Source organism: Mahella sp. (assembly GCF_020054945.1).
Lineage (GTDB): Bacteria > Bacillota > Clostridia > Mahellales > Mahellaceae > Mahella.
The window spans coordinates 1-21,272 of record NZ_JAIHAU010000031.1; the positions used below are offsets into that span (position 1 = coordinate 1).

At 45.5% G+C, this 21,272-nt stretch carries 24 protein-coding genes and 1 pseudogene; all 25 read left to right on the forward strand.

What is annotated here, in order from left to right; genetic code table 11:
- A partial coding sequence (locus JG770_RS07035; protein ID WP_291956999.1) for a xylulokinase occupies window positions 1-1,198 on the forward strand: 1,198 nt, incomplete at its 5' end.
- 232 nt (window positions 1,199-1,430) lie between these two features.
- Window positions 1,431-2,231 carry a methyltetrahydrofolate cobalamin methyltransferase gene (locus JG770_RS07040; RefSeq protein WP_291957000.1) on the forward strand — a complete coding sequence of 267 codons (801 nt, stop codon included), beginning with the start codon at window positions 1,431-1,433 and terminating at the stop codon, window positions 2,229-2,231.
- A 32-nt stretch (window positions 2,232-2,263) separates the two neighbouring features.
- A complete protein-coding gene (locus tag JG770_RS07045) occupies window positions 2,264-2,899 on the forward strand; it encodes a corrinoid protein (protein ID WP_291957003.1) in 636 nt (211 codons plus the stop codon).
- A 64-nt stretch (window positions 2,900-2,963) separates the two neighbouring features.
- Window positions 2,964-3,650: a vitamin B12 dependent-methionine synthase activation domain-containing protein gene (locus JG770_RS07050; RefSeq protein ID WP_291957006.1), complete on the forward strand. Its 687-nt coding sequence runs from the start codon at window positions 2,964-2,966 to the stop codon at window positions 3,648-3,650.
- Window positions 3,651-3,662: 12 nt separating this feature from the next.
- Entirely contained in the window at window positions 3,663-5,471 is a 1,809-nt protein-coding gene (locus JG770_RS07055; protein WP_291957083.1) for an ASKHA domain-containing protein, read from the forward strand.
- Between the two features lie 85 nt (window positions 5,472-5,556).
- Window positions 5,557-6,420 (forward strand): endonuclease/exonuclease/phosphatase family protein, encoded by an 864-nt coding sequence (locus JG770_RS07060; protein WP_291957009.1) that lies wholly within the window; start codon window positions 5,557-5,559, stop codon window positions 6,418-6,420.
- 9 nt (window positions 6,421-6,429) lie between these two features.
- Window positions 6,430-7,728 (forward strand): nodulation protein NfeD, encoded by a 1,299-nt coding sequence (locus JG770_RS07065; protein ID WP_291957011.1) that lies wholly within the window; start codon window positions 6,430-6,432, stop codon window positions 7,726-7,728.
- A gap of 26 nt (window positions 7,729-7,754) precedes the next feature.
- Window positions 7,755-8,732, forward strand: a complete 978-nt coding sequence (floA, locus tag JG770_RS07070; protein WP_291957014.1) for a flotillin-like protein FloA — start codon at window positions 7,755-7,757, stop codon at window positions 8,730-8,732.
- A gap of 5 nt (window positions 8,733-8,737) precedes the next feature.
- A complete protein-coding gene (locus tag JG770_RS07075) occupies window positions 8,738-9,085 on the forward strand; it encodes a hypothetical protein (RefSeq protein ID WP_291957016.1) in 348 nt (115 codons plus the stop codon).
- Between the two features lie 82 nt (window positions 9,086-9,167).
- Window positions 9,168-9,446, forward strand: coding sequence for a sporulation protein YqfC (yqfC, locus tag JG770_RS07080; RefSeq protein WP_291957018.1), 279 nt, complete (start codon window positions 9,168-9,170; stop codon window positions 9,444-9,446).
- A gap of 24 nt (window positions 9,447-9,470) precedes the next feature.
- Window positions 9,471-10,700: a sporulation protein YqfD gene (yqfD, locus tag JG770_RS07085; RefSeq protein WP_291957021.1), complete on the forward strand. Its 1,230-nt coding sequence runs from the start codon at window positions 9,471-9,473 to the stop codon at window positions 10,698-10,700.
- A gap of 1 nt (window position 10,701) precedes the next feature.
- Window positions 10,702-11,646 carry a PhoH family protein gene (locus JG770_RS07090; RefSeq protein WP_291957086.1) on the forward strand — a complete coding sequence of 315 codons (945 nt, stop codon included), beginning with the start codon at window positions 10,702-10,704 and terminating at the stop codon, window positions 11,644-11,646.
- 90 nt (window positions 11,647-11,736) lie between these two features.
- Window positions 11,737-12,222, forward strand: a complete 486-nt coding sequence (ybeY, locus tag JG770_RS07095; protein WP_291957088.1) for an rRNA maturation RNase YbeY — start codon at window positions 11,737-11,739, stop codon at window positions 12,220-12,222.
- 4 nt (window positions 12,223-12,226) lie between these two features.
- Window positions 12,227-12,610 carry a cytidine deaminase gene (locus tag JG770_RS07100; protein ID WP_291957023.1) on the forward strand — a complete coding sequence of 128 codons (384 nt, stop codon included), beginning with the start codon at window positions 12,227-12,229 and terminating at the stop codon, window positions 12,608-12,610.
- Window positions 12,611-12,679: 69 nt separating this feature from the next.
- Entirely contained in the window at window positions 12,680-13,903 is a 1,224-nt protein-coding gene (locus JG770_RS07105; protein ID WP_291957025.1) for an MFS transporter, read from the forward strand.
- Between the two features lie 12 nt (window positions 13,904-13,915).
- Window positions 13,916-15,103, forward strand: a complete 1,188-nt coding sequence (locus JG770_RS07110; protein WP_291957028.1) for an MFS transporter — start codon at window positions 13,916-13,918, stop codon at window positions 15,101-15,103.
- 46 nt (window positions 15,104-15,149) lie between these two features.
- Complete coding sequence (locus JG770_RS07115; protein ID WP_291957030.1) at window positions 15,150-15,377, forward strand: FmdB family zinc ribbon protein; 228 nt, start codon at window positions 15,150-15,152, stop codon at window positions 15,375-15,377.
- Window positions 15,378-15,382: 5 nt separating this feature from the next.
- Complete coding sequence (gene cobU, locus JG770_RS07120; protein WP_363320956.1) at window positions 15,383-15,955, forward strand: bifunctional adenosylcobinamide kinase/adenosylcobinamide-phosphate guanylyltransferase; 573 nt, start codon at window positions 15,383-15,385, stop codon at window positions 15,953-15,955.
- 1 nt (window position 15,956) lies between these two features.
- The gene (cobS, locus tag JG770_RS07125) at window positions 15,957-16,712 is read left to right on the forward strand and encodes an adenosylcobinamide-GDP ribazoletransferase (RefSeq protein WP_291957035.1); all 756 of its coding nucleotides are present in this window, start codon (window positions 15,957-15,959) and stop codon (window positions 16,710-16,712) included.
- A gap of 101 nt (window positions 16,713-16,813) precedes the next feature.
- Window positions 16,814-17,122: a preprotein translocase subunit YajC gene (yajC, locus tag JG770_RS07130; protein ID WP_291957037.1), complete on the forward strand. Its 309-nt coding sequence runs from the start codon at window positions 16,814-16,816 to the stop codon at window positions 17,120-17,122.
- A gap of 70 nt (window positions 17,123-17,192) precedes the next feature.
- Window positions 17,193-17,609, forward strand: coding sequence for a TIGR04086 family membrane protein (locus tag JG770_RS07135; protein WP_291957038.1), 417 nt, complete (start codon window positions 17,193-17,195; stop codon window positions 17,607-17,609).
- Between the two features lie 44 nt (window positions 17,610-17,653).
- Window positions 17,654-17,794 carry a six-cysteine ranthipeptide SCIFF gene (gene scfA / locus JG770_RS07140; RefSeq protein ID WP_013780552.1) on the forward strand — a complete coding sequence of 47 codons (141 nt, stop codon included), beginning with the start codon at window positions 17,654-17,656 and terminating at the stop codon, window positions 17,792-17,794.
- 60 nt (window positions 17,795-17,854) lie between these two features.
- Complete coding sequence (scfB, locus tag JG770_RS07145) at window positions 17,855-19,219, forward strand: thioether cross-link-forming SCIFF peptide maturase (RefSeq protein ID WP_363320955.1); 1,365 nt, start codon at window positions 17,855-17,857, stop codon at window positions 19,217-19,219.
- Window positions 19,216-20,365 (forward strand): annotated as a pseudogene (locus tag JG770_RS07150) (preprotein translocase subunit SecD). Before scfB ends, JG770_RS07150 begins: the two are co-directional and overlap by 4 nt.
- Window positions 20,362-21,255, forward strand: a complete 894-nt coding sequence (gene secF, locus JG770_RS07155; RefSeq protein ID WP_291957046.1) for a protein translocase subunit SecF — start codon at window positions 20,362-20,364, stop codon at window positions 21,253-21,255. Before JG770_RS07150 ends, secF begins: the two are co-directional and overlap by 4 nt.
- Window positions 21,256-21,272 lie beyond the last annotated feature (17 nt).

Genomic DNA, 21,272 nt, shown 5'->3' on the forward strand with positions numbered 1-21,272 from the left:
AACTAAGAGCGGCGTCGATGCTGCCGATATAAAAGGTATCGGCTTGACTGGACAAATGCACGGCATGGTATTGTTGGATAAAGATTGTAATGTACTAAGGCCTGCTATCATATGGTGTGACCAGCGTACTCAAGCTGAATGCGATGAAATAACCGACATAATAGGCAGGCAGAGGCTGATAGAGATAACGGCTAATCCGGCATTAACGGGTTTCACAGCTTCCAAAGTCATGTGGGTAAAAAAACATCAGGCGGATATTTTTGAGAAAATATACAAAATACTTCTGCCGAAGGACTACATAAGGTTCAAATTAACTGGCGAGTTTGCCACCGAAGTATCGGATGCTAGCGGTATGCAGTTTTTAGATGTTCCTCACAGGCGATGGAGCGACGAAGTGTTGGATAAACTCGGCATAAATATAGTTAAGACAGGCATTGTATCATCTACTATAGGTACATCAGGTGTAGTATTTGCTTACACTGATGATGTGCGCATAGATCCGAAAGGACGGGTGCATACATTTTGCCATGCCGTACCCAATACATGGCATATAATGGGCGTTACACAGGGGGCCGGCTTGTCGATGCAGTGGATGCGGAATAATTTTGGCGGCATGGAGAAAGAGCTGAGCGTCTTCTTAAATAATGATCCATATGATATAATGACCCAAGAAGCTGCTCAAGCTGTTGCAGGCTGTAGAGGGCTTATATATTTACCATATCTCATGGGCGAACGCACACCACATCTGGATCCTTATGCCAAGGGCGTATTCTTCGGTTTGTCTGCTATGCATACAAGGCAGGATATGTTCCGGGCTGTTATGGAGGGTGTAGCCTATAGTTTGAGAGATTGCTTGGAGATAATAAGAGAAATGGGCGCTGAGGTAAATGAGATAAGAGCCTCGGGTGGAGGTGGCCGCAGCAGCTTATGGCGCCAGATGCAGGCCGACAACTTCCATAATCCGGTATCAACCATCAATTCCAGTGAGGGTCCAGCATTCGGCGCAGCGCTGCTGGCCGGCGTGGGAGCTGGAATATATGATAGCGTGCCGCAGGCCTGTGAGGCCACCATACGTATAACAGGGGTGCAACAACCTTTAGAGAATAATCTAGCTATATATGATAAGTATTATGACATATATAAACAGCTTTATAATGATTTAAAAGCCACGTTTAAGAAAGTAGCTGAGATAGAATGAGCCTGGGAAACCAGGCTCATTTTTTACACTTGGCTGGAGTTTGTTTTTCATAGACAATTTGTTGCCTGTAGCATTGGATAATTGCCTATGGAAGCTTATCCGCAAGCATGATATACTGGTTTGTGTAATGAGAATGATTAAGACACAGCGGTATAATGCTGCTATAATATGCTATAATATAAGTAAATTATACATGATAAGGATGTTTACACATTGGGAGAGGAGTGTATGTATGATAATTATAGGTGAGAAGATAAATACCAGTATCAAGGCTATACAACCAGCAGTGGAGAATCAGGATGCTGAGGCTATACAGGATGTGGCTTTGAAACAGATAGAAGCCGGTGCGCATTATATAGATGTGAATTGCGGCACGTTTTCAACCAAAGAACCGGAATTATTGCAGTGGCTGGTAGAAACGGTGCAGCAAGTAACCGATAAGCCATTGTGTATAGACAGCCCGAATCCGAACGCTTTAAAGAGGGCATTATCTGCCAATAAAAACGGTAAACCATTGGTTAATTCCATAACTGCTGAAAAGGAGCGTTACGATGCTATATTGCCGTTGGTAGTAGAGTATAACACCTCTGTGGTGGCATTATGCATGGATGATAGCGGTATGCCCGAAACGGTTGATGAAAGGCTTGCCATAGCCGAACGCCTGGTTGAGGACCTCAATAAAGAGGGTGTTAAATTAGAGGATATCTATTTTGATCCTATGGTAAGGCCCGTAGGAACGGGTTCACATTATGGCGTGGTAGCATTGGATACCATATCGAGAATTATGAAAGAATTCCCCGGCGTGCACACCACGTGCGGTTTGAGCAATATATCGTTCGGTCTACCCGGACGTAAGCTTATAAATCAGGCTTTTTTGGTATTGGCTATCGGGGCAGGATTGGACAGCGCTATACTGGATCCGTTGGATAAAAGGATTATGTCGTTTGTATACGCCGCAGAGTTGTTGAAAGATAAGGATCCGTATTGTTTGAATTATATCACCGCTTTTCGTGAGGGACGGTTGGATATATAAAATTAAAAGAACAAGTTAGGAGGAGCATATAGATGGCAGATTTTCGTGCTATTGCGGACGCGCTTAAAGCTGGCAATGCGCCTAAGGTTAAAGAATTGGTGCAGACGGCAGTGGCTGAAGGCGTGGATCCGGTTGAAATAGTAAATAATGGCCTTATAGTGGGTATGGGAGAAATAGGCGAATTGTTCAAACGCAATGAGGTCTATGTACCCGAGGTACTTATAGCAGCTAGGGCTATGCATGCCGGTATGGATATCGTAAAACCGTTGTTAGCTGAAAAAGGTAATATAACTATAGGCAAGGTTATCATCGGTACTGTCAAAGGCGACCTTCATGATATAGGCAAGAACCTGGTGGCCATGATGTTGGAGGGTGCTGGTTTTGAAGTTATAGATCTCGGTGTCGATGTATCGCCGGAGAAATTCGTGGAGGCCATAAAAGAACATCAACCTCAGGTAGTGGGAATGTCGGCGCTGTTGACCACTACTATGCTGTCGATGAGGAATACCATAGAGGCGATAAAAGCAGCTGGTCTGAGGGACAGTGTAAAGATAATGATAGGCGGTGCACCTATAACACAGAACTTTGCCGATGAAATAGGGGCTGACGGATATGCTCCTGATGCTGCATCCGCAGCTGATCTAGCCAAGGAGCTTATAGGCAAATAGCATTTATTTGACAAAGAGGCAGCTTTCGGCTGCTTTTTTGCTACTAAGGCTTAAGGTGATAGTGATGATGAAGATATTGAAAAATTTCAAAATAAAGATTAATAAGGCAAATGTGCTTAAATATATGGGCTATAAAAATCCTGGAGATGTATCGCCGGTTGTAGAGGCCGATGTCGATGCTCAAATAGAAGCGGTGCAAGGATTGCTGGAACCTGCGTTGATATATGAAGAATATCCTATAAAAGTAGATGAGGATTGGCAAAAGGTATATATCTCCGACGGCAAAGCATGGGAGAGCCGCTTTGTATCCACATATATGAAGGGCTGTGATACAATGATAGTGCTGGTATCTACCATTGGACCCAAGCTACCGGAAGAGATAAACAAAGCCTTTGCCCAATGGGATTATTTAAGAGCAATGGCACTGGACTCTATAGCCGATAACGCTATAGACAACATGAATAAGCAATTTTGGGTTAAGTTAGTAAATAGGGTTAAAAAGGAGGGCAAGGGAATAACTGGCATGCTCAGCCCGGGCCACAGCGATTGGAATATCGAACAGCAGAAACTGCTGTTTGAACTTGTGGATGCGTCGGCTATAGGCGTATCATTGACCGATTCATGCCTTATGATGCCTATCAAGTCGATATCGGGTATATATGGTATAGGCAAAGATATACCGATATCAAAATCATCACATAACTGCGATATGTGTCCTATAAAGGGCTGTTTTATGAGAGAGGTGGGTTAAGCTTTGTTTAACGTGGTTGTAAAAATGGATGACGATGACGTGCTATTGCAGGCGCAAGATGGGCAAAATCTGCTCAAATTACTAAGGGATAACGATGTGCCGATACCTTCGGCATGTGGCGGACGGCAGTTTTGCGGTAAATGCAAGGTACAGGTGCTCAAAGGCGATAAAACATTGGGTTATTATACGGCGGGAGAAATGGATAGCCTTTCATATCTGGAACGACAGATGGGTTACCATTTGGCTTGTGCTATAGTAGTATCCGAGGATATGGAGATAGCTATCGTGAATATGGAGGAAGAGGCCCGTATAATGACCGACAGCGTGTCGTCTGCGTTTGCATTGGAGCCGGATATATACAAGTATCACCTGGTACTGCCCAAGCCGTCGATATCAGATCAACGCAGTGATTTAAAGCGCATAGAGGACGCTGTAAATGTGAGCGATGATGTGGACAAAAGCATATTGCGCCGTATGCCTGATATATTGAGGAGCAACGATTTTAATATTACAGCCACTTTTGTAGCTGATGAATTGATCGATATAGAGGGCGGGGATACGACGGCGCACAAATACGGTATAGCTATAGACATAGGCACTACGACGGTGGTCGGATTTCTTATGGATATGAATACAGGGATTCAGCTGGACGTTTATTCATTCTTAAATCCGCAGAGGAGCCGTGGGGCAGACGTTATATCGCGTATAGACTATACTATAAACAATGAGCACGGCTTGGAAGAATTAAGCCGTATGATAATAGATGATATAAACGATATGATAGAAGTGTTTGCCAGTAAAAACAATATATCGCGCGATAACATATACGAGGTGGCTGTGGTAGGCAATACGGTGATGATGCATCTTTTATTTGAGCTACCCGTGAAATATATAGCCACGTCGCCTTTTACACCGGTTATAGCCAAACGTTATTCCGTCAAAGCAAAGGATGCGGGCATCGGCATAAATCCAAACGGGTATGTTTATCAAGTACCTAATGTGGCCGGTTATGTGGGCGCTGATACTGTGGCTGCCATATTGGCATGCGATATGGCGCAACAGGATTCGATAAGTCTGATGTTAGACATAGGTACTAACGGCGAGATAGCTTTGGGCAATAAGGATATGATCTATACCTGTTCCGCAGCGGCTGGGCCGGCGTTTGAAGGAGCGCAGATACGTAACGGCATAGGCGGTGTTAAAGGGGCTATAAACAAGATAACTATGGATGGCGGTATAAACTTTACTACTATAGGCGGAGAACCGCCTATAGGTATATGCGGATCGGGTATAGTAGACGCTATATCGGAGATGCTCAAAGCCGGCATAATAGATGAATACGGCCGCATAAAGACGCGCGACGAGCTTGCAGGTACCGCGTTTGCCGACAGGATAATTGAGATAGATAATAAACCCGCGTTGCTTTTGGCGTACATGGATAATGGTGAGAGCATTGTCATATGCCAGAAGGACGTGCGTGAGCTGCAACTCGCTAAGGGCGCTATTGCCGCCGGTGTGCGCATACTGATGAAAGAAGCCGGCATAACGATGGATCAAATAGAGCACGTTTATCTGGCCGGCGGTTTCGGCAATTATATAGATTACAACAGCGCATGCAATATAGGCTTGTTGCCTATGGAACTTCGCGACAAGATTATCGGTATTGGTAATGGAGCGGGTGCCGGCGCCAAGATGTGCCTCATGTCGCAGCAGTATATGAAGAAGGCCGAGGCTGTCAGGGATAAGATACATTATATAGAGTTATCCACGCGCCGCGACTTTCAGGATATATTTGTGGATTTGATGGGATTTTCAGTGTAGACAAAAGTTTCTTTATATGTTAAACTGATAATATAGATATCAGTATTTTGTGTATTATAAGTTTTATGGTATAGGGGGCGATGGCGTGAGTCTAGCCAAGCGGTTTGTCTTTATAATATCCATTGTATTATTGACTGTGTCTATCACGGCCGATGCCCCTTTCTATGCTCAAAATACGCATCATGCTCAAGCTGGCAAACAGATGATCATGACTTCCAGTTCAGCCGTTCAGGACGGCATTACGGTTATAACTTACAATATACATCATGGCCGCGATATGAGCGGCCATGATAATTTGGATAGTATAGTTCAGGAGATACATTCATCAGGAGCGCAGATCATAGCCCTTCAAGAAGTAGATAGACATATGCCTCGTTCGGGGTTCAAGGATCAAGTCAAATACATAGCTGACCAATTATCCATGTATTATGCTTATGGGAAAACAATAGATATATTGGGTATCGAATACGGCAACGTCGTAATAAGCGCTTTTCCTATATTAAAACAAGAGAACATGATATTACCCGGAAACAGCATAGAGCCTAGGGCGTTGCTGAAGACCGAAATTGCTGTGGGCAATGATATTTACAATGTGTGGGCTACTCATCTGGGATTATCGCGCGAGGATAGATTTAAGCAAATAGATGCTATAAATGCCGCATTAGAACAAGCCGATAAACCTACTATTTTATTAGGCGATTTCAACAGCGTTTATTCTTCGGATGAGATAAGCGGTATATCCGATAGACTGAAAGATGTCGCAGTATTGCTTGGCAAGGGTGATGTAGCCACCTATGCTTATGGAGATAATGCGCCTGATGTGCGCATAGATTATATATGGGTAACCGACGACATATCGTCTGTAGAATATTATGTAAATCCACTGGGCATATCTGATCATGCCAGTGTAGTAGCTAGGTTACTGCTGAACGACAAAAAGAGATTTTAGGAGGATTGTATGAAAAAGCTGCTTATAATTACAGTATATATGGTTATTCTAAGTGCTGTGATATCAGCGCCATTATCGGCTTTAGCTGCTGACAATACAGTATATGTGATACCGGTTAAAGGCGAGGTGACGCCGGCTATGGCGGGATTTGTATCATCGTCCATAGAACAGGCGGGCGAGGAAGGCGCATCTGCGATAATACTCGATATAGATACGCCGGGCGGATATGTCCAGTCGGCTATGGATATGAAGGATGCTATAATGGATTCGCCGGTTCCTGTAATATCATATGTGAATAAACGTGCATTGTCCGCCGGCGTACTTATAGCTATAGCGGCGGATCATCTGGTCATGGCTCCGGCCAGCCATATGGGCGCCGCCGAGACCATACCCAATACCGAAAAAAATATAGCAGCATGGTCGGGCGAGCTCATGGCCACCGCCGAGCAGCGTGGCAAGGACCCGCAAGTGGTGGCTGCTATGGTGGATAAAGATATAGAAATACCCGGACTGGTGGAGAAAGGAAAATTGTTGGATTTGACGGCCAACAAGGCATTGGAGATAGGTTACGCTGAAGCGGTATTAACTGATATAAATGATATTTTAACAGAATATGACATGAACGGATATGCTGTGAAAAATATAGAACCAGATTGGCGCATGAAATGGGCGGCTTTTATAAGCAGTAGCGCGGTTGCCCCTATATTGCTGGGCATAGGTATAGTGTCCTTGCTTATAGAGATATTCACGGTAGGATTCGGTATATTTGGAACCATAGGCATCATATCCCTGGCGCTGTATTTTGGAGGCAATATGTTGGCGGGCTATAGCGGATGGGAAGCTATATTACTGTTTATAGCCGGTATAGTGCTGTTGCTCATAGAAGCCTCCGCACCGGGTCTGGGTGCGGCGGGTATAGGAGGCATAATAGCTGTGATAGCCAGTATATTTTTTGCATCGCCAACGCCTACATCAGCCATTATATCTATAGTAGTGGCTATAGCCATATGTGCGGTGGGATTGCCGTTGGCGTTTAAGTATTTTACCAGAAGCCGTTTGTTTGATCGCCTCATATTATCGATGGCTGAAAGGGGGGAGAGCGGGTTTATCGGTACCACTACATCTGCCGATTATCTAGGAAAAACCGGTGTGACAGTCACGCCGCTGCGCTCGGCCGGTACGGCTTTAATAGACGGCAAACGCGTCGATGTAGTATCCGAAGGTGCGTTTATCGATAAAGGCGTTAGGGTGCGTGTAATCAAGGTAGAAGGTCCGCGTATAGTGGTGGAAGAGATAGTTGAGCAATAAATAAATAGAGATGGAGGAAATTTTTTATGGGATGGTTAATAACGCTAATAATCATACTTATACTGGCAATAGTGGTTTTAAGCTTTGTACCGCTGGGCTTGTGGATATCGGCTTTGGCCGCGGGGGTGCATATAAGCATAATTACGCTTATAGGCATGCGCTTGAGAAGGGTGGTGCCGGCTCGCATAGTAAACCCGCTCATCAAGGCTACCAAGGGGGGTATAGATGTCGATGTAAATAAGCTGGAGGCGCATTACCTGGCCGGCGGTAACGTGGACAGGGTGGTCAATGCGCTGATAGCTGCGCAAAGAGCGGCTATACCGTTGCCGTTTGAGCGAGCGGCAGCTATAGACCTGGCCGGCCGAAATGTGCTGGAGGCCGTCCAGATGAGCGTTAATCCCAAAGTGATAGAAACACCTCAGGTATCGGCGGTCGCAAAAGACGGTATAGAGGTCATCGCAAAGGCGCGCGTAACCGTGCGCGCCAATATCGATCGTCTGGTAGGCGGTGCCGGAGAAGAGACCATCATAGCCCGTGTGGGTGAAGGCATAGTTACAACTGTGGGTTCAGCCGCAAATCATAAAGAGGTGCTGGAGAATCCTGATTCAATATCCCAGACAGTACTAGACAAAGGTTTGGATGCAGGTACGGCTTTTGAGATACTTTCCATAGATATAGCCGACGTAGACGTCGGTAGGAATATAGGCGCGAGATTGCAGATGGATCAGGCCGAGGCCGATAAGAATATAGCGCAGGCCAGGGCTGAAGAGCGCCGCGCTATGGCGGTGGCCCAGGAGCAGGAGATGAGGGCGCGGGTTCAGGAGATGCGCGCCAAGGTGGTCGAGGCCGAGGCCGAGGTGCCGCGGGCTATGGCGCAGGCTTTACGCGAAGGCAAGCTCGGCGTTATGGATTACTACCATATGCAGAATATCCTGTCTGATACGCAGATGCGCAATGCCATAGCCGAGGAAAATAAACCCGAGAAACCTGAGGACGAGAGGTAAAGGCTATGGATGAATGGCTTATACCTGTTATCGCATTGATAGGTATCATAATATCTGTAATGGGTGATAGAAACACCAAAAAAAATGACGATAATAAAGCAGAGCATAAGATGCCGCCGCCTAAAAGCGCGTTTAAGCCTGCGCCGGCATCTGCTGACAAAGCGACTGTTATAGCCGTTTCCGCTACTTCATCGCCTAAACAACCGGAGTCGGGACTGCGCCAAAAAGTCATATCCGGTACCAGGCGCGATGGCGATGATTTCAAATTGCGTGTCAAAGGCGGCGAGTTGAAACGCGCGATGGTGATGATGGAGGTATTAGGACCTCCTAAATCGGAGAAGTATAGAAGATGATCGCATAAGCCTGTCCATATGGATGGGCTTATTCTTTTTTTAAATGACAGCGCATACATTTATGAAGAAGGAGTTGAAATGTATGCCTAAACGTTCGTCCGAACAATTAAAGTCATTTTTATCCGGCATGCTGGATTTACCACAGGATGTGGTATTGGACCTGCCAAGATTGATAGCACTGGGTAAGACGCAGCTTTATATAGAGAATCATAAAGGGATTATAGAATATACGCCTGAGCGGATACGCGTAAACTCCACTATAGGTATCATAAGGCTGACCGGCAAAGACATGTCCATAAAGACCATCGAGACGGAAGAGATACTGGTCAGCGGTCAGTTAACATCTATAGAATTTCTATGACAAATATAACCGCGGGGTGTAAATATGTTTGTATCTGCTATATGGCATTATATTTTTGGATATGTTATCATCAAAGTAGAAGGAATGTCGCTGGAGAAGTTTATAAATTTATGCCTTCAGCGTGGCATTCACCTGTGGGATGTCAAACGCCAATCCTATAGCATACTTAAAGCGCGTATAAGCATAAGAGGATTAAAGCAGCTTATTTCAATATCGTATATAACGCATTGCCGTATAGAGATATTGTCTAAACGCGGGTTGCCTTTTTTATTTTCGCGCCTTAAGCACCGATATATGTTTATAGCTGGATTTATATTATTTTTTGTTATAATATATATATTATCCTCGTTTATATGGACAGTGGAAATAAACGGCAATGCGCGTATATCCGGACAACGCATTTTGGATGAATTGGCTGACAGCGGCTTGAAGCCGGGCATACGCAGAGAGGATTTATCTATAAACGATATTGAGAATGATATGCTTATCAAGATGCCCGAGTTATCGTGGATTGGCATAGAATTAAGGGGTACCAAGGCTATAGTGCGCATCGTGGAAGCTGTTATGCCGCCCGAACGCATCGATATAGATCAACCGTGTGATGTAGTGGCAAGTAAGGACGGTGTCATAAGCAAAATTACGGTCATGCAGGGTCAGTCTGTGGTGAAGGTGGGCCAGACGGTTAAAAAAAGCCAACTCCTCATTACAGGGGTTATAGAGAAGGAAGGCGTGGATACGCGCTACGTACATGCCATGGGCGAGGTGTTGGCGCGCAGGTGGTATGAAGGGCATGCCGAGGCGCCGACTGTGTCGGTACGCAAGAGGCGTACCGGCAACATGATGGGTAAAAAATATATTATAATAGGGGAGAGAAAAATAAATATAAGCGATCCGGATATAACTTACTCAAGTTATGATAAAATAGAAGTAGTAAACATATCATTGGACAAAATAGGAATACCGGTGAAAATGATTACCGAAGAATATTATGAAACTATAGAGGAAACGACTACTCAAGACATAGAGACAGTGCAAAAGGAAGTACAACAATTGGCTATAGAAGACGCAAATAAAAATCTGCCGCAAGAGGTGGAAGAAATAGCTGATGAAACTGTAACCTTCAGAATGAATGATGACGGTACGATACATGCCGATGCTTTATTGGAAGTAATAGAACGCATCGATCAGGAACAGGCGATACAGATACCTATAGAGGAGGAAAGCAATAGTGGTAATACAGCTGAACGTCGATAGCATGGAGGAGATAGCAGGTTTATTTGGGACGTTTGATGAAAATGCCAAACTGATAGAAGAACAGACCGGCGCGCGGATTGTGGCGCGTGGAACCGAGCTTAGGATAGAGGGGACCGAAGCAGAGGTTATGTTGGCCCAAAAAGTGGTAAATGATTTGTTGGTCAAGATACAGCGCCGCGAGGCGATAGATAAGATGAGCATACAATACGCCATAAACTTGGCAAAAGAAGGAAATGAAACCTTTATAAAAGAAAAACTCAGCGATGTAGTATGTGTGACTCATAGAGGCAAACAGATAAAATGCAAGACCATAGGCCAGAAAGCCTACGTAGATGCTATCCGCAACAACGACCTGGTATTCGGCATAGGACCGGCCGGCACGGGCAAAACGTATCTGGCGGTGGCTATGGCGGTGGTGGCTTTTAAAAACAAAGAGGTGGCACGCATCATATTGACCAGGCCGGCTGTGGAAGCGGGAGAGAAGCTTGGCTTTTTGCCAGGTGATCTACAGGAAAAGGTTGACCCGTATCTGCGCCCGTTATATGATGCCATGTACGATATAATAGGCGTGGACAGCTTTCAGAAGATGATGGAACGGGGTGCTGTAGAAGTGGCACCACTGGCCTATATGCGCGGCCGGACGCTAGACGATGCATTTATAATATTGGACGAGGCGCAAAACACGACGCCTGAACAAATGAAGATGTTTTTGACGCGTATGGGTTTCGGGTCTAAGATGGTGGTGACGGGCGATATAACACAGATAGACCTTCCGCACGATAAGATGTCGGGTCTTATACATGCCGCTCGTGTGCTGCGCGATGTAAAGGGTGTGGAATTCGTTTATCTTACCGAAAAAGACGTAGTGCGTCACGAGCTGGTACAACGTGTGATAAAGGCATATGAAGTGTATGAGAAAAACGATGATCCGCCTTCACAGCCGTAGCCGAAAATATATAGCGGACAAATATGAAGGGAGGCAAAGGCGCATTCCTCTCCATACTGCGGAGGATGGGGTTTCCTGCGCCAATTTTTGATGAATATACTTATAGACGACCGGCAGTCGGTTATGGAGATAAGGGATGAGGTGTATGGCTTGCTGGAGCAGGTTGTAAAGCGTTCTATCGAATTAGAGGGACTGAGACCGGACGTAGAAATCAGTATAATACTTATAGACAATGAACAAATAAAGGAATTGAACAGAGATTTCAGGGGTATCGACAGAGAAACCGATGTTTTGTCCTTTCCGGCCATCGATTATGAAAGCGACGAGGATGAGCCGGTCGAGGATATAAATATGGATACCGGCGATCTTATATTGGGGGACATAGCAATATCGGTCGAGAAGGCTGCTCAACAAGCTGAGGAATACGGCCATTCTTTCTATCGTGAAATGGGTTTTTTGACCGTGCACGGTATGTTCCACCTTTTAGGCTATGACCATGAGGATGAAGAAGAAGCTGCGATTATGCGCCAAAGAGAAGAAATGGTGTTATCATCACTTGGACTAGAAAGAGAATGATATTATGCTCGATGTGGACATGCTTATAACCAAGGCCAAAGAGGCACGCGAGCGTGCTTATGCGCCTTATTCGCATTTTCGCGTAGGCGCGGCATTGCTGACGCAATCCGGCCATATATATAGCGGCTGCAATATAGAGAACGCTGTATATGGTGCGTCTAATTGCGCCGAGAGGACGGCTATATTTAAAGCCGTATCCGAGGGACATAGCAGTTTTAGGGCTCTGGCTATTGTTAGCGATGATGAGGATTATGTATTCCCGTGCGGCATATGCCGGCAAGTCATATGGGAATTCAGTCATGATATAGACATATTCGTTTGTACTGCTGACGGCAGCTGGCAGCGCCATAATATAAAAGAGCTTCTGCCCCATGCCTTTCATATATAAGCGCCTCTAGCATTTTCTCAACTTATGATATATACTATTACCAATATGCTTATGTAAAGGGGTGCTTGAGTGTTTAGACGCATAAAGGGAAATGCCAGAGGATGTCTTATGTTTGAGCCGCTTTTTGTTATACCGTTTAATATGTACGCTACCTATGCATCGGTATATATGCTCGAGCTCGGTTTAAGTGAGACACAGATAGGCTTAGTGACATCTATATCTCTGGTGGTGCAAATATTTTCTTCGTTTATAAGCGGATATCTGACCGACAGGATGGGTCGCAGGCCCGCATTATTGGTGTTTGATATCATGAGTTGGGGTATACCGGTTTTTATATGGGCTGTAGCACAGAACTTCTGGTATTTTTTAGTAGCGGCTATAATAAACGGTTTCCAGAAGGTGCCCAATACGGCTTGGTATTGCTTGCTGGTAGAAGATACCGATCCGAAAGACCGCTCTTTTGTATTTACCGTATTACAACTTATAGGGGTATTGGCTGGGTTTTTTGCCCCTTTGGGAGGTTTGCTGGTTAGGCATTATACGTTGATACCGGCTATGAGAATTATGTATGTTATAACAGGCATAAGCATGATTACCATGTTTTTAGGCCGGAATAAAGCCACTCATGAAACCGAGATAGGTATAAGAAAGCGGCAGGAAAGCCAGCAAGCAGGTCTGAAAAAAGGTTTGGCCGAGTACGGGTATGCAATAAGGCTGATGCTATCCAATAGGCCGCTCATGCTTATATTCGGCGTTTACATATTGAACAACTTTCAGATGACGATGCGCGGGACTTATTTATCCATATATTTAGTAGATGCATTGAAGCTCAATGATGCCCTTATATCGGTATTTCCGGCTGTATCTTCGGTAGCTATGTTAATTCTAATGTTTTTAGTTGTGCCGAGGTTTAACGCTGAGAGATATGAAAGGTATATGATGCTCGGTTTCAGCATATCTATTGTGGCTAATATTGTGCTGATATTAGCGCCTGTCGGTAATATATTAGTGGTAATTATAAGCACTATATTAGCGGCAGCCGGTGCTATTATAGCCAATCCGTATCTGGAGGCGGCGGTGGCCAATGCTATAGATGATGAAAATAGGGCTAAGATATTTTCTATCCTTACGGTATTCATACTGGTATGCATATCGCCGGCAGGCGTTATAGGTGGCTGGACATATACCATAGACCCTCGCGTACCGTTTATACTGGTAACATTGGCGTTTATAGCAGGTATGGCGCTTATGGCGGCATTTGTCAAGCAACAGAGATCATATAAAGATGTTTGAAGGGGAACGATTATGTTAGACGATAGAAATGCATCGGTCAAGCCTAAGGGTAACTCGGTAGTCTTATTTTGTATAATAACGGCGCTTTATTGGTTTTCTCTATATGCCTATATACCCATATTTACACCATATGTGGAATCACTAGGCGCCGGCCATACCATGACTGGCCTTATAGTCGGTTCTTACGGTCTTACGCAATTGTTATTGCGTATACCATTAGGCATTATATCGGATAGACTGCGGAAACGCAAAATATTTGTGTCGCTGGGCATGTTACTGTCTTTGGGCAGCGCCCTGGGTTTGTGGCTGGTGCCCGGTGTGTGGGGAGCGTTGATATTCCGAGGATTGGCGGGTGCGGCTGCCTCTACGTGGGTGGCGTTTACGGTGCTATTCTCCAGCTATTTCGATGAAGGGCAGGCACAAAAGGCCATAGGTACTATAAACGCCTTCAATTCTTTGGGCCAGATGCTGGCCACATTTGCAGGCGGGTGGCTGGCGCAAAGCGTGGGCTGGCAGTCCACCTTTATACTGGCCGCTATTGTGGGAGCCGTAGGTCTGGTCGCCAGCCTGTTTGTTAGCGAGACTCGTGTCCCATCGAAGCAACCGATACAGGTGGAACAGCTCCTTAAAGTTGGCAAAAGCGCCGGCTTGCTTACTGTATCCGGACTGGCCATATTATCGCAATTTGTCACATTTGCCACGGTATTCGGCTTTACTACGGTGCATGCACAATCCATAGGTGCCGGAGAATTCGAGATGGGTCTTTTAACGCTTATATCCACATTGCCTTATATGCTGGCCTCTACTTTGGTAGGCTCGGTTTTTGCAACACGTCTTGGTGAGAGGAGCACTGTGACAATTGGATTCGCCATAGTGGCTGTATGTGCCGCTATAATACCGTTTACGCGCAGCATGTCCGGCTTATACATATCCCAGGCTATAGGGGGCTTTGGCCGCGGTATGGTTTTCCCTGTGCTTATGGGCTTGAGTATAAAGACGGTGGAGGCTGATAAGAGGGCTACGGCTATGGGCTTTTTCCAGGCTATTTATGCCGTTGGCATGTTCGTGGGGCCGTTTTTGGTAGGTATAATAAGCGATTCCGCAGGTTTGACCGGCGGCTTTTTAGCTACAGCAACGGTAGGCGCCGTGGCAGCGTTTATAGCATGGGTATCGCTTAAACCGTTGAGTCGGCCGATATAAAGTGTTATAATAGATGCGGATTTCGAAAGGAAGGTGTGAAATTACTATGCCAAGTTATGATATGAAATGTAAACATTGTAATAATGAATTTACCACGATGGTAAGCATAAGAACAAAAGAAGAAGGCAAAATAGCATGTCCGCACTGTGGCAGCTATGATGTGAATCAAATTTTTAAGAACGTCAATTTTATAAAAGGCGGTGCTTCCACAGCCTCATCGAGCAATAGTTGCAACGCCGGCGGTTGTGGCTCATGCCACGCCTGCAGCGCGTAAGGGCTATGGGTAGGATCGCGTTTATAACCGGAGGAGCCAGGAGCGGTAAGAGCGCTTTCGCCGAAAGATTGGCGCGGCAGTATGGCGACGATGTGGCTTATATAGCCACATCTATTGCCACCGATGCCGAAATGGAAGAGAGGATACGCTTGCATAGGCTGCGCCGACCGTCCGGATGGACTACATATGAATCATATAAAGGCATAGGGGATATAATAAATGGTACTGATAAAAGCGTAGTATTGCTGGATTGTATAACCATAATGGTTACCAACCTTATGTTAGAACATGACATAGATTGGGATCATTGTACCGTCGAGCAGACCGATGCCATCGAGCATGATGTAAGAGCCGAGATAAAGATAATGCTCGATGCAGCGAAAGATGGCAAAGCCGATCTTATAGTGGTATCCAATGAGGTGGGCATGGGGTTGGTTCCCGATTATCCTCTGGGCCGTATATTCCGTGACATAGCAGGCAGGATGAATCAATTCATTGCGGCGCAGGCCGATGAGGTATACTTTATTGTATCGGGCATACCGCTCAAGCTTAAGCCCGGCGCCACAGGTGGCTTATGATATGTGGCTTGTAAGATGGATTAAGAGGTTTATACTGGCCGTACAATTTATGACCAAAATACCCATATCGCTACAATTGGATGTGGATGAACAGGACTTTGCTCAGAGCATGCTATTCTACCCCGTTGTAGGTCTTATCGTAGGGGCATTGATGACGGCGGCATATTATATTTTCAGCCTGACAGCGAGCGGATTGTTGCCTCCTGTTGCGGCGGTTTTATCAGGAGTGGCTGTAACCGGTGCATTTCATCTCGATGGGCTGGCTGATGTATGCGATGCCCTTCTAAGCAATAAAGACAAAAGGGGCATGTTGGCTGTTATGAAGGATAGCCGCATAGGTACCGGAGGCGCAGTGGCCATAGCCTCTATCCTTATACTTAAAATAGCGGCGTTGTCCGAGATGAGCGGGAACGCCGCATATGACGCATTGCTGTTGGCTCCTGTACTGGGCCGAACCGGCATAGTTACAGCCGCTGCCATATCGCGATATGCGAGGGCCGAGGGCGGACTGGGACAGCATTTTATAGATAAAACGGATTGGCTGCAGATGCTCTGGACTGCGGTTATAGCCTTGGCTATAGCTGTGCCGGTGATAGGATATGCGGCGTTGGTGCTTTTAGCGGCTGAACTTTTAACATCGGTATCGTTTACGAAATATATGGAGTTTAAAATAGACGGCATGACAGGGGATACGCTTGGCGCCGCGTGCGAAATCACAGAAGCGGTAGTATTGCTAATATTCGTCGTATCTATGTGATGCTATATTGCGAATTGCAGAAAGCGAAACTTTGAGTTGATAAATCGATTGCTATCATGGTATAATTATCATGCCTTGAATAAAAGAAAGGAGGGGTTAGTGTGCCTGAAGGAACAGTACCGGCAGGTGGTGCCGGAGCTTTGATAGCCAGCTTGCTTCCGCTTATACTGTTAGTGGTTGTTTTTTATTTTATGCTTATAAGACCACAGCAGAAAAGGGACAAGGAAACGCGCCAAATGCTGGAGGCGTTAAAAGTAGGCGATAATATCACTACTATAGGCGGTATATATGGTAAGATAATATCCATAAAAGATGAAGTACTAACTATAGAAACGGGTACCGATAAGACCAAACTCGTCATAGCTCGATGGGCTGTAAAAGAAGTAGAAAAGCCAGAAACCGCGGACTAGAAGAAACAGTAATATTCCCTCATATCCTTTGCATAGATTATTACTGATAATAAGATGTGGGGGAATATATATGGCTAATTACAGGCATGGAAGGGCTGTCGAAGAGCGTTGGATTTCTGCATACGACACATGGATTATAATAAGAAGCGCTCTATGGGGTGTAGTCATATCGCTTTTGTGTTTTATAATATTTGCTGTTGTCATAAACAGCTCGAACGTGCAGGAATCGTCTATACCGCCGACGGTACAGACGATAAAGATTATAAGCGTGGCTATAGCAGGCTTGTTAGCTTCTTTTGCCACGAATTCCAGAGGCTGGCTTAAAGGCGGCATAGCCGGATTAATTTACATATTGCTTGCTCTTGTTATAACCTCTATAGTTTCCTCTGAATCCGTATCGTTTAGCGCCATGCTAAACGATGCTTTCATGGCCTTTGTTGCGGGAGCGATAGGTGGTATAATAGGCGTCACATTAAAAAGCAAATGATGATAATGCAGTAAAAACAAACAATGCAAAGTGAGGGATGAAGAATGAGACATATAAAGACATTGAACAAAGCTGTGCTAAAGGATACTTTGTCCAAAGCCGGTTGCGGTGAATGCCAGGCATCCTGCCAGTCGGCTTGCAAGACCTCTTGCACAGTAGCCAATCAAGTATGCCAGAACAACTAATTCTGAAATGCCATTCATCTTCGATGGATGGCATTATTATATTCTATTGAGGGAGAGATAATGCAACAAATTCACAGGTTTTATCAAAGCGGTATCTACATGGTGATAGATGTTAACAGCGGTGCTGTGCATAGCGTCGATCGCTTGGCATGGGATATATTAGAGTACTATGGGACAATGGATAATGAGCAGATCATAGATAAACTTGCATATAAATATGAAAGAGCCGATATCGCCGAAACGTTGTCCGAATTGGATCAATTGCGATCCGACGGCATGTTGTATAGCGACGATAAGGATTATGATGCTTTTACCCAAAACGATGATAAACCGGTCGTCGTAAAAGCTATGTGCCTTCATCTTTCGCACGACTGCAATATGCGCTGCGATTATTGTTTTGCATCCACAGGCGATTTCGGCGGGCGGCGTATGCTGATGACGGCCGATACGGGCAAGGCGGCTTTGGATTTCCTTATACGTCATTCCGGTTCCCGCCGGCATCTCGAGGTGGATTTTTTCGGTGGCGAGCCGCTTATGAATTTCGATGTCATGAAGGATATAGTAGAATACGGCCGTCAATTGGAGCAAAGCAGCGGCAAGCATATACGCTTTACTGTGACCACCAACGGCATCGAGCTAAATCAAGAAAAAATCAAATATATAAATGATAATATGGACAATGTGGTATTAAGCTTGGACGGCCGACCGGCTATCAACGACGCCATGCGCAAAACCGTAAACGGCAAGGGCACATATGATATAATACTACCTAAATTTAAGTCATTGGTGGCTGATCGGCAACATGGTGATTATTATATACGCGGTACCTTTACAAAACGCAATTTAGATTTTGCAGAGGATGTTATGCACATGGTCGAGCAGGGCTTCGATCAGGTTTCGGTAGAGCCGGTGGTAGTCAAGGATCAGCCTTACGAGCTGACCAAGGATGATTTACCATATATATTCGAACAATACGATAAATTGGTGGATGAATATTTGGATCACATGCGCCATGGCAAACCATTTAATTTTTTTCACTTCATGATCGACTTGGAGCAAGGCCCGTGCGTGGCCAAGCGCTTGCTCGGTTGCGGTGCCGGCAGCGAGTATGTGGCCGTGACACCGTCTGGTGATATATATCCCTGCCATCAATTTGTGGGCGATACCGACTTTATAATGGGCAATGTTATGGACGACAGCATAGACGCCGATATGCAGCGGCGTTTTGCCCGGTGCAACATATACAATAAGCCGGAGTGCCGGGAATGTTGGGCGCGTTTTTACTGCAGCGGCGGCTGTGCGGCCAATGCCTATATGTTTAACGGCGATATAACTCGGCCGTATGAGCTGTATTGTGCTATGGAGAAGAAACGCATAGAGTGCGCTTTGGCTATAAAGGCAATTTTGAATGAGGACAGGCATTGACGAGTTCACGCGATAAGAAGTATAATATCATGGTAATAAATGCAGAGGGAGGTATAAAGCAGTTGAACCGAAAAACGAGGAGCTTGGTTATCCTCATAGTATTTATTTTAATTTTAGCCATCGTGTCCTATATAGCCATAGCGGGCCTGAATATAGGTATATACATCGTCAAACCGCTGGGAAGCGCTATAAAACAGGGCCTTGATCTAAGCGGTGGCGTTTATCTAGTATATGAAGCGCAGGTATCGGACAACGAACCTGATTTGGACAGCAAGATGGACGGCGTTATAGGCGTATTCAGAAATCGACTGGACAGCAAAGGCCTTACCGAGGCCACTATAGCCAAACAAGGTGAAAAGCGTATACGCGTCGAGATTCCGGGCACCACTGACCCGCAAGAGGCGCAGGATTTGCTCGGGCGTACCGCAAAGCTTGAGTTTAAGGATGAAACCGGCAACGTCGTAATTACCGGCAGCGATGTGAGTTCAGCCAAACCTCAATACGGCACGGATGAGAGTGGCATTACTCAGCCCGTGGTGGCGTTGGAGCTCAACGATGAAGGCGCAAAAAAGTTTGCCGAGGCAACCAAAGCCAATATAAATAAGATCATAAATATCGTGCTCGATGGAACGCAGCGTATTGGCCGGCGCCATAGGCGTGGCGGCGGTATTATTGTTTATGCTGCTGTATTATAGATTGCCCGGCCTGGTAGCCGATGTAGCGCTGATAACATATATATTATTGGTGTTTTTAGTGCTGGCAGGAACTGGTGCTACGCTGACCCTGCCAGGCATAGCTGGTATAGTATTATCGATAGGCATGGCAGTGGACGCCAATGTGCTCATATTCGAACGCCTTAAAGAAGAACTAAAGGCCGGCAAAACCCTCGGAGCAGCGCTGGATGCCGCATTTCACAGGGCGCTGAGCGCTATATTGGACTCCAATATAACTACCTTAATAGCGGGAATTGTGCTTTATTTTTATGGTACAGGCACTATAAAAGGTTTTGCCGTTACATTGATCATAGGTATAGCAGTCAGCATGTTTACCGCTGTGGTGGTAACGCGTTATCTGTTAAAACTGGTAATGGATTTCGGCATCAAAAACCTTAAAGTCTATGGCGTAAAGGAGGTCACAGCCCAATGAAAATCATAGAGAGAAGATGGATATGGTATAGTATATCCATAGCCATTATAGTGGTGGGCATTGCCTTTATGCTGATAAGAGGCTTGAATTTCGGCATAGATTTCCGCGGCGGCACGCTGATGGAGGTAAACATAGGCAAAAGCTATGATGTCGAGGATATAAGGGCTATGATAAAAGCTCATAATGTAGATGCCTATGTGTCGCAAGCAGGGGATAACAACCAAGAGGTGTTGATACGTATAGCCTCTGTGCCCAATGACGATGAAGTGCAGGCACAGATATTAAACGATATAAAAGAAAAATATGGCATCGATGACAGTGCGGTGCTTTCAATCGAGAAGGTGGGCCCCACAGTGGGCGGCGAGCTTACGCGCAACGCGATATATGCCATAGCCATAGCCTGTGTTCTGATGCTCATATATATATGGATACGGTTTGAGATACGCTTTGGCGTGGCCGCTATTATAGCCTTGGTACACGATGTGCTCATAATGTCGGCTGCGGTGGCCATAACCAATACGCAGATCAACACGCCTTTCGTGGCGGCAGTGCTCACCATAGTCGGTTATTCTATAAACGATACCATAGTGGTATTCGACCGCATACGTGAGAACAGACGTAAGTTAGGCAAAAAGAAGATGAGCCCGTTTGAATTGGCCGATATGAGCATTGAACAGACATTGGCTCGTTCGATAAACACTACTCTCACCACGCTGTTTACCATAACGGCGCTGTATATATTGGGCGTACCGTCTATAAAAGAGTTTGCTTTACCCATTATGATAGGTCTTGTTAGCGGCGCATATTCTTCCATATTTATAGCCAGTCCGATATGGGCGACGTGGACCCAAAGGGATGCTATGGAAAAGGCAGCGGTTCATAAGCGGTAGGCCTTAGGCCTGCCGCT

Coding starts and splice junctions, on each gene's coding strand:
- JG770_RS07100 (WP_291957023.1), top strand. CDS start 12,227: ATGCTCGATGTGGACATGCTTATAACCAAGGCCAAAGAGGCACGCGAG.
- cobU (WP_363320956.1), top strand. CDS start 15,383: ATGGGTAGGATCGCGTTTATAACCGGAGGAGCCAGGAGCGGTAAGAGC.
- scfB (WP_363320955.1), top strand. CDS start 17,855: ATGCAACAAATTCACAGGTTTTATCAAAGCGGTATCTACATGGTGATA.
- ybeY (WP_291957088.1), top strand. CDS start 11,737: ATGAATATACTTATAGACGACCGGCAGTCGGTTATGGAGATAAGGGAT.
- JG770_RS07040 (WP_291957000.1), top strand. CDS start 1,431: ATGATAATTATAGGTGAGAAGATAAATACCAGTATCAAGGCTATACAA.
- JG770_RS07065 (WP_291957011.1), top strand. CDS start 6,430: ATGAAAAAGCTGCTTATAATTACAGTATATATGGTTATTCTAAGTGCT.
- JG770_RS07050 (WP_291957006.1), top strand. CDS start 2,964: ATGATGAAGATATTGAAAAATTTCAAAATAAAGATTAATAAGGCAAAT.
- JG770_RS07115 (WP_291957030.1), top strand. CDS start 15,150: ATGCCAAGTTATGATATGAAATGTAAACATTGTAATAATGAATTTACC.
- secF (WP_291957046.1), top strand. CDS start 20,362: ATGAAAATCATAGAGAGAAGATGGATATGGTATAGTATATCCATAGCC.
- JG770_RS07090 (WP_291957086.1), top strand. CDS start 10,702: ATGGAGGAGATAGCAGGTTTATTTGGGACGTTTGATGAAAATGCCAAA.
- floA (WP_291957014.1), top strand. CDS start 7,755: ATGGGATGGTTAATAACGCTAATAATCATACTTATACTGGCAATAGTG.
- JG770_RS07075 (WP_291957016.1), top strand. CDS start 8,738: ATGGATGAATGGCTTATACCTGTTATCGCATTGATAGGTATCATAATA.
- yqfD (WP_291957021.1), top strand. CDS start 9,471: ATGTTTGTATCTGCTATATGGCATTATATTTTTGGATATGTTATCATC.
- yqfC (WP_291957018.1), top strand. CDS start 9,168: ATGCCTAAACGTTCGTCCGAACAATTAAAGTCATTTTTATCCGGCATG.
- cobS (WP_291957035.1), top strand. CDS start 15,957: ATGTGGCTTGTAAGATGGATTAAGAGGTTTATACTGGCCGTACAATTT.
- JG770_RS07045 (WP_291957003.1), top strand. CDS start 2,264: ATGGCAGATTTTCGTGCTATTGCGGACGCGCTTAAAGCTGGCAATGCG.
- JG770_RS07110 (WP_291957028.1), top strand. CDS start 13,916: ATGTTAGACGATAGAAATGCATCGGTCAAGCCTAAGGGTAACTCGGTA.
- scfA (WP_013780552.1), top strand. CDS start 17,654: ATGAGACATATAAAGACATTGAACAAAGCTGTGCTAAAGGATACTTTG.
- JG770_RS07135 (WP_291957038.1), top strand. CDS start 17,193: ATGGCTAATTACAGGCATGGAAGGGCTGTCGAAGAGCGTTGGATTTCT.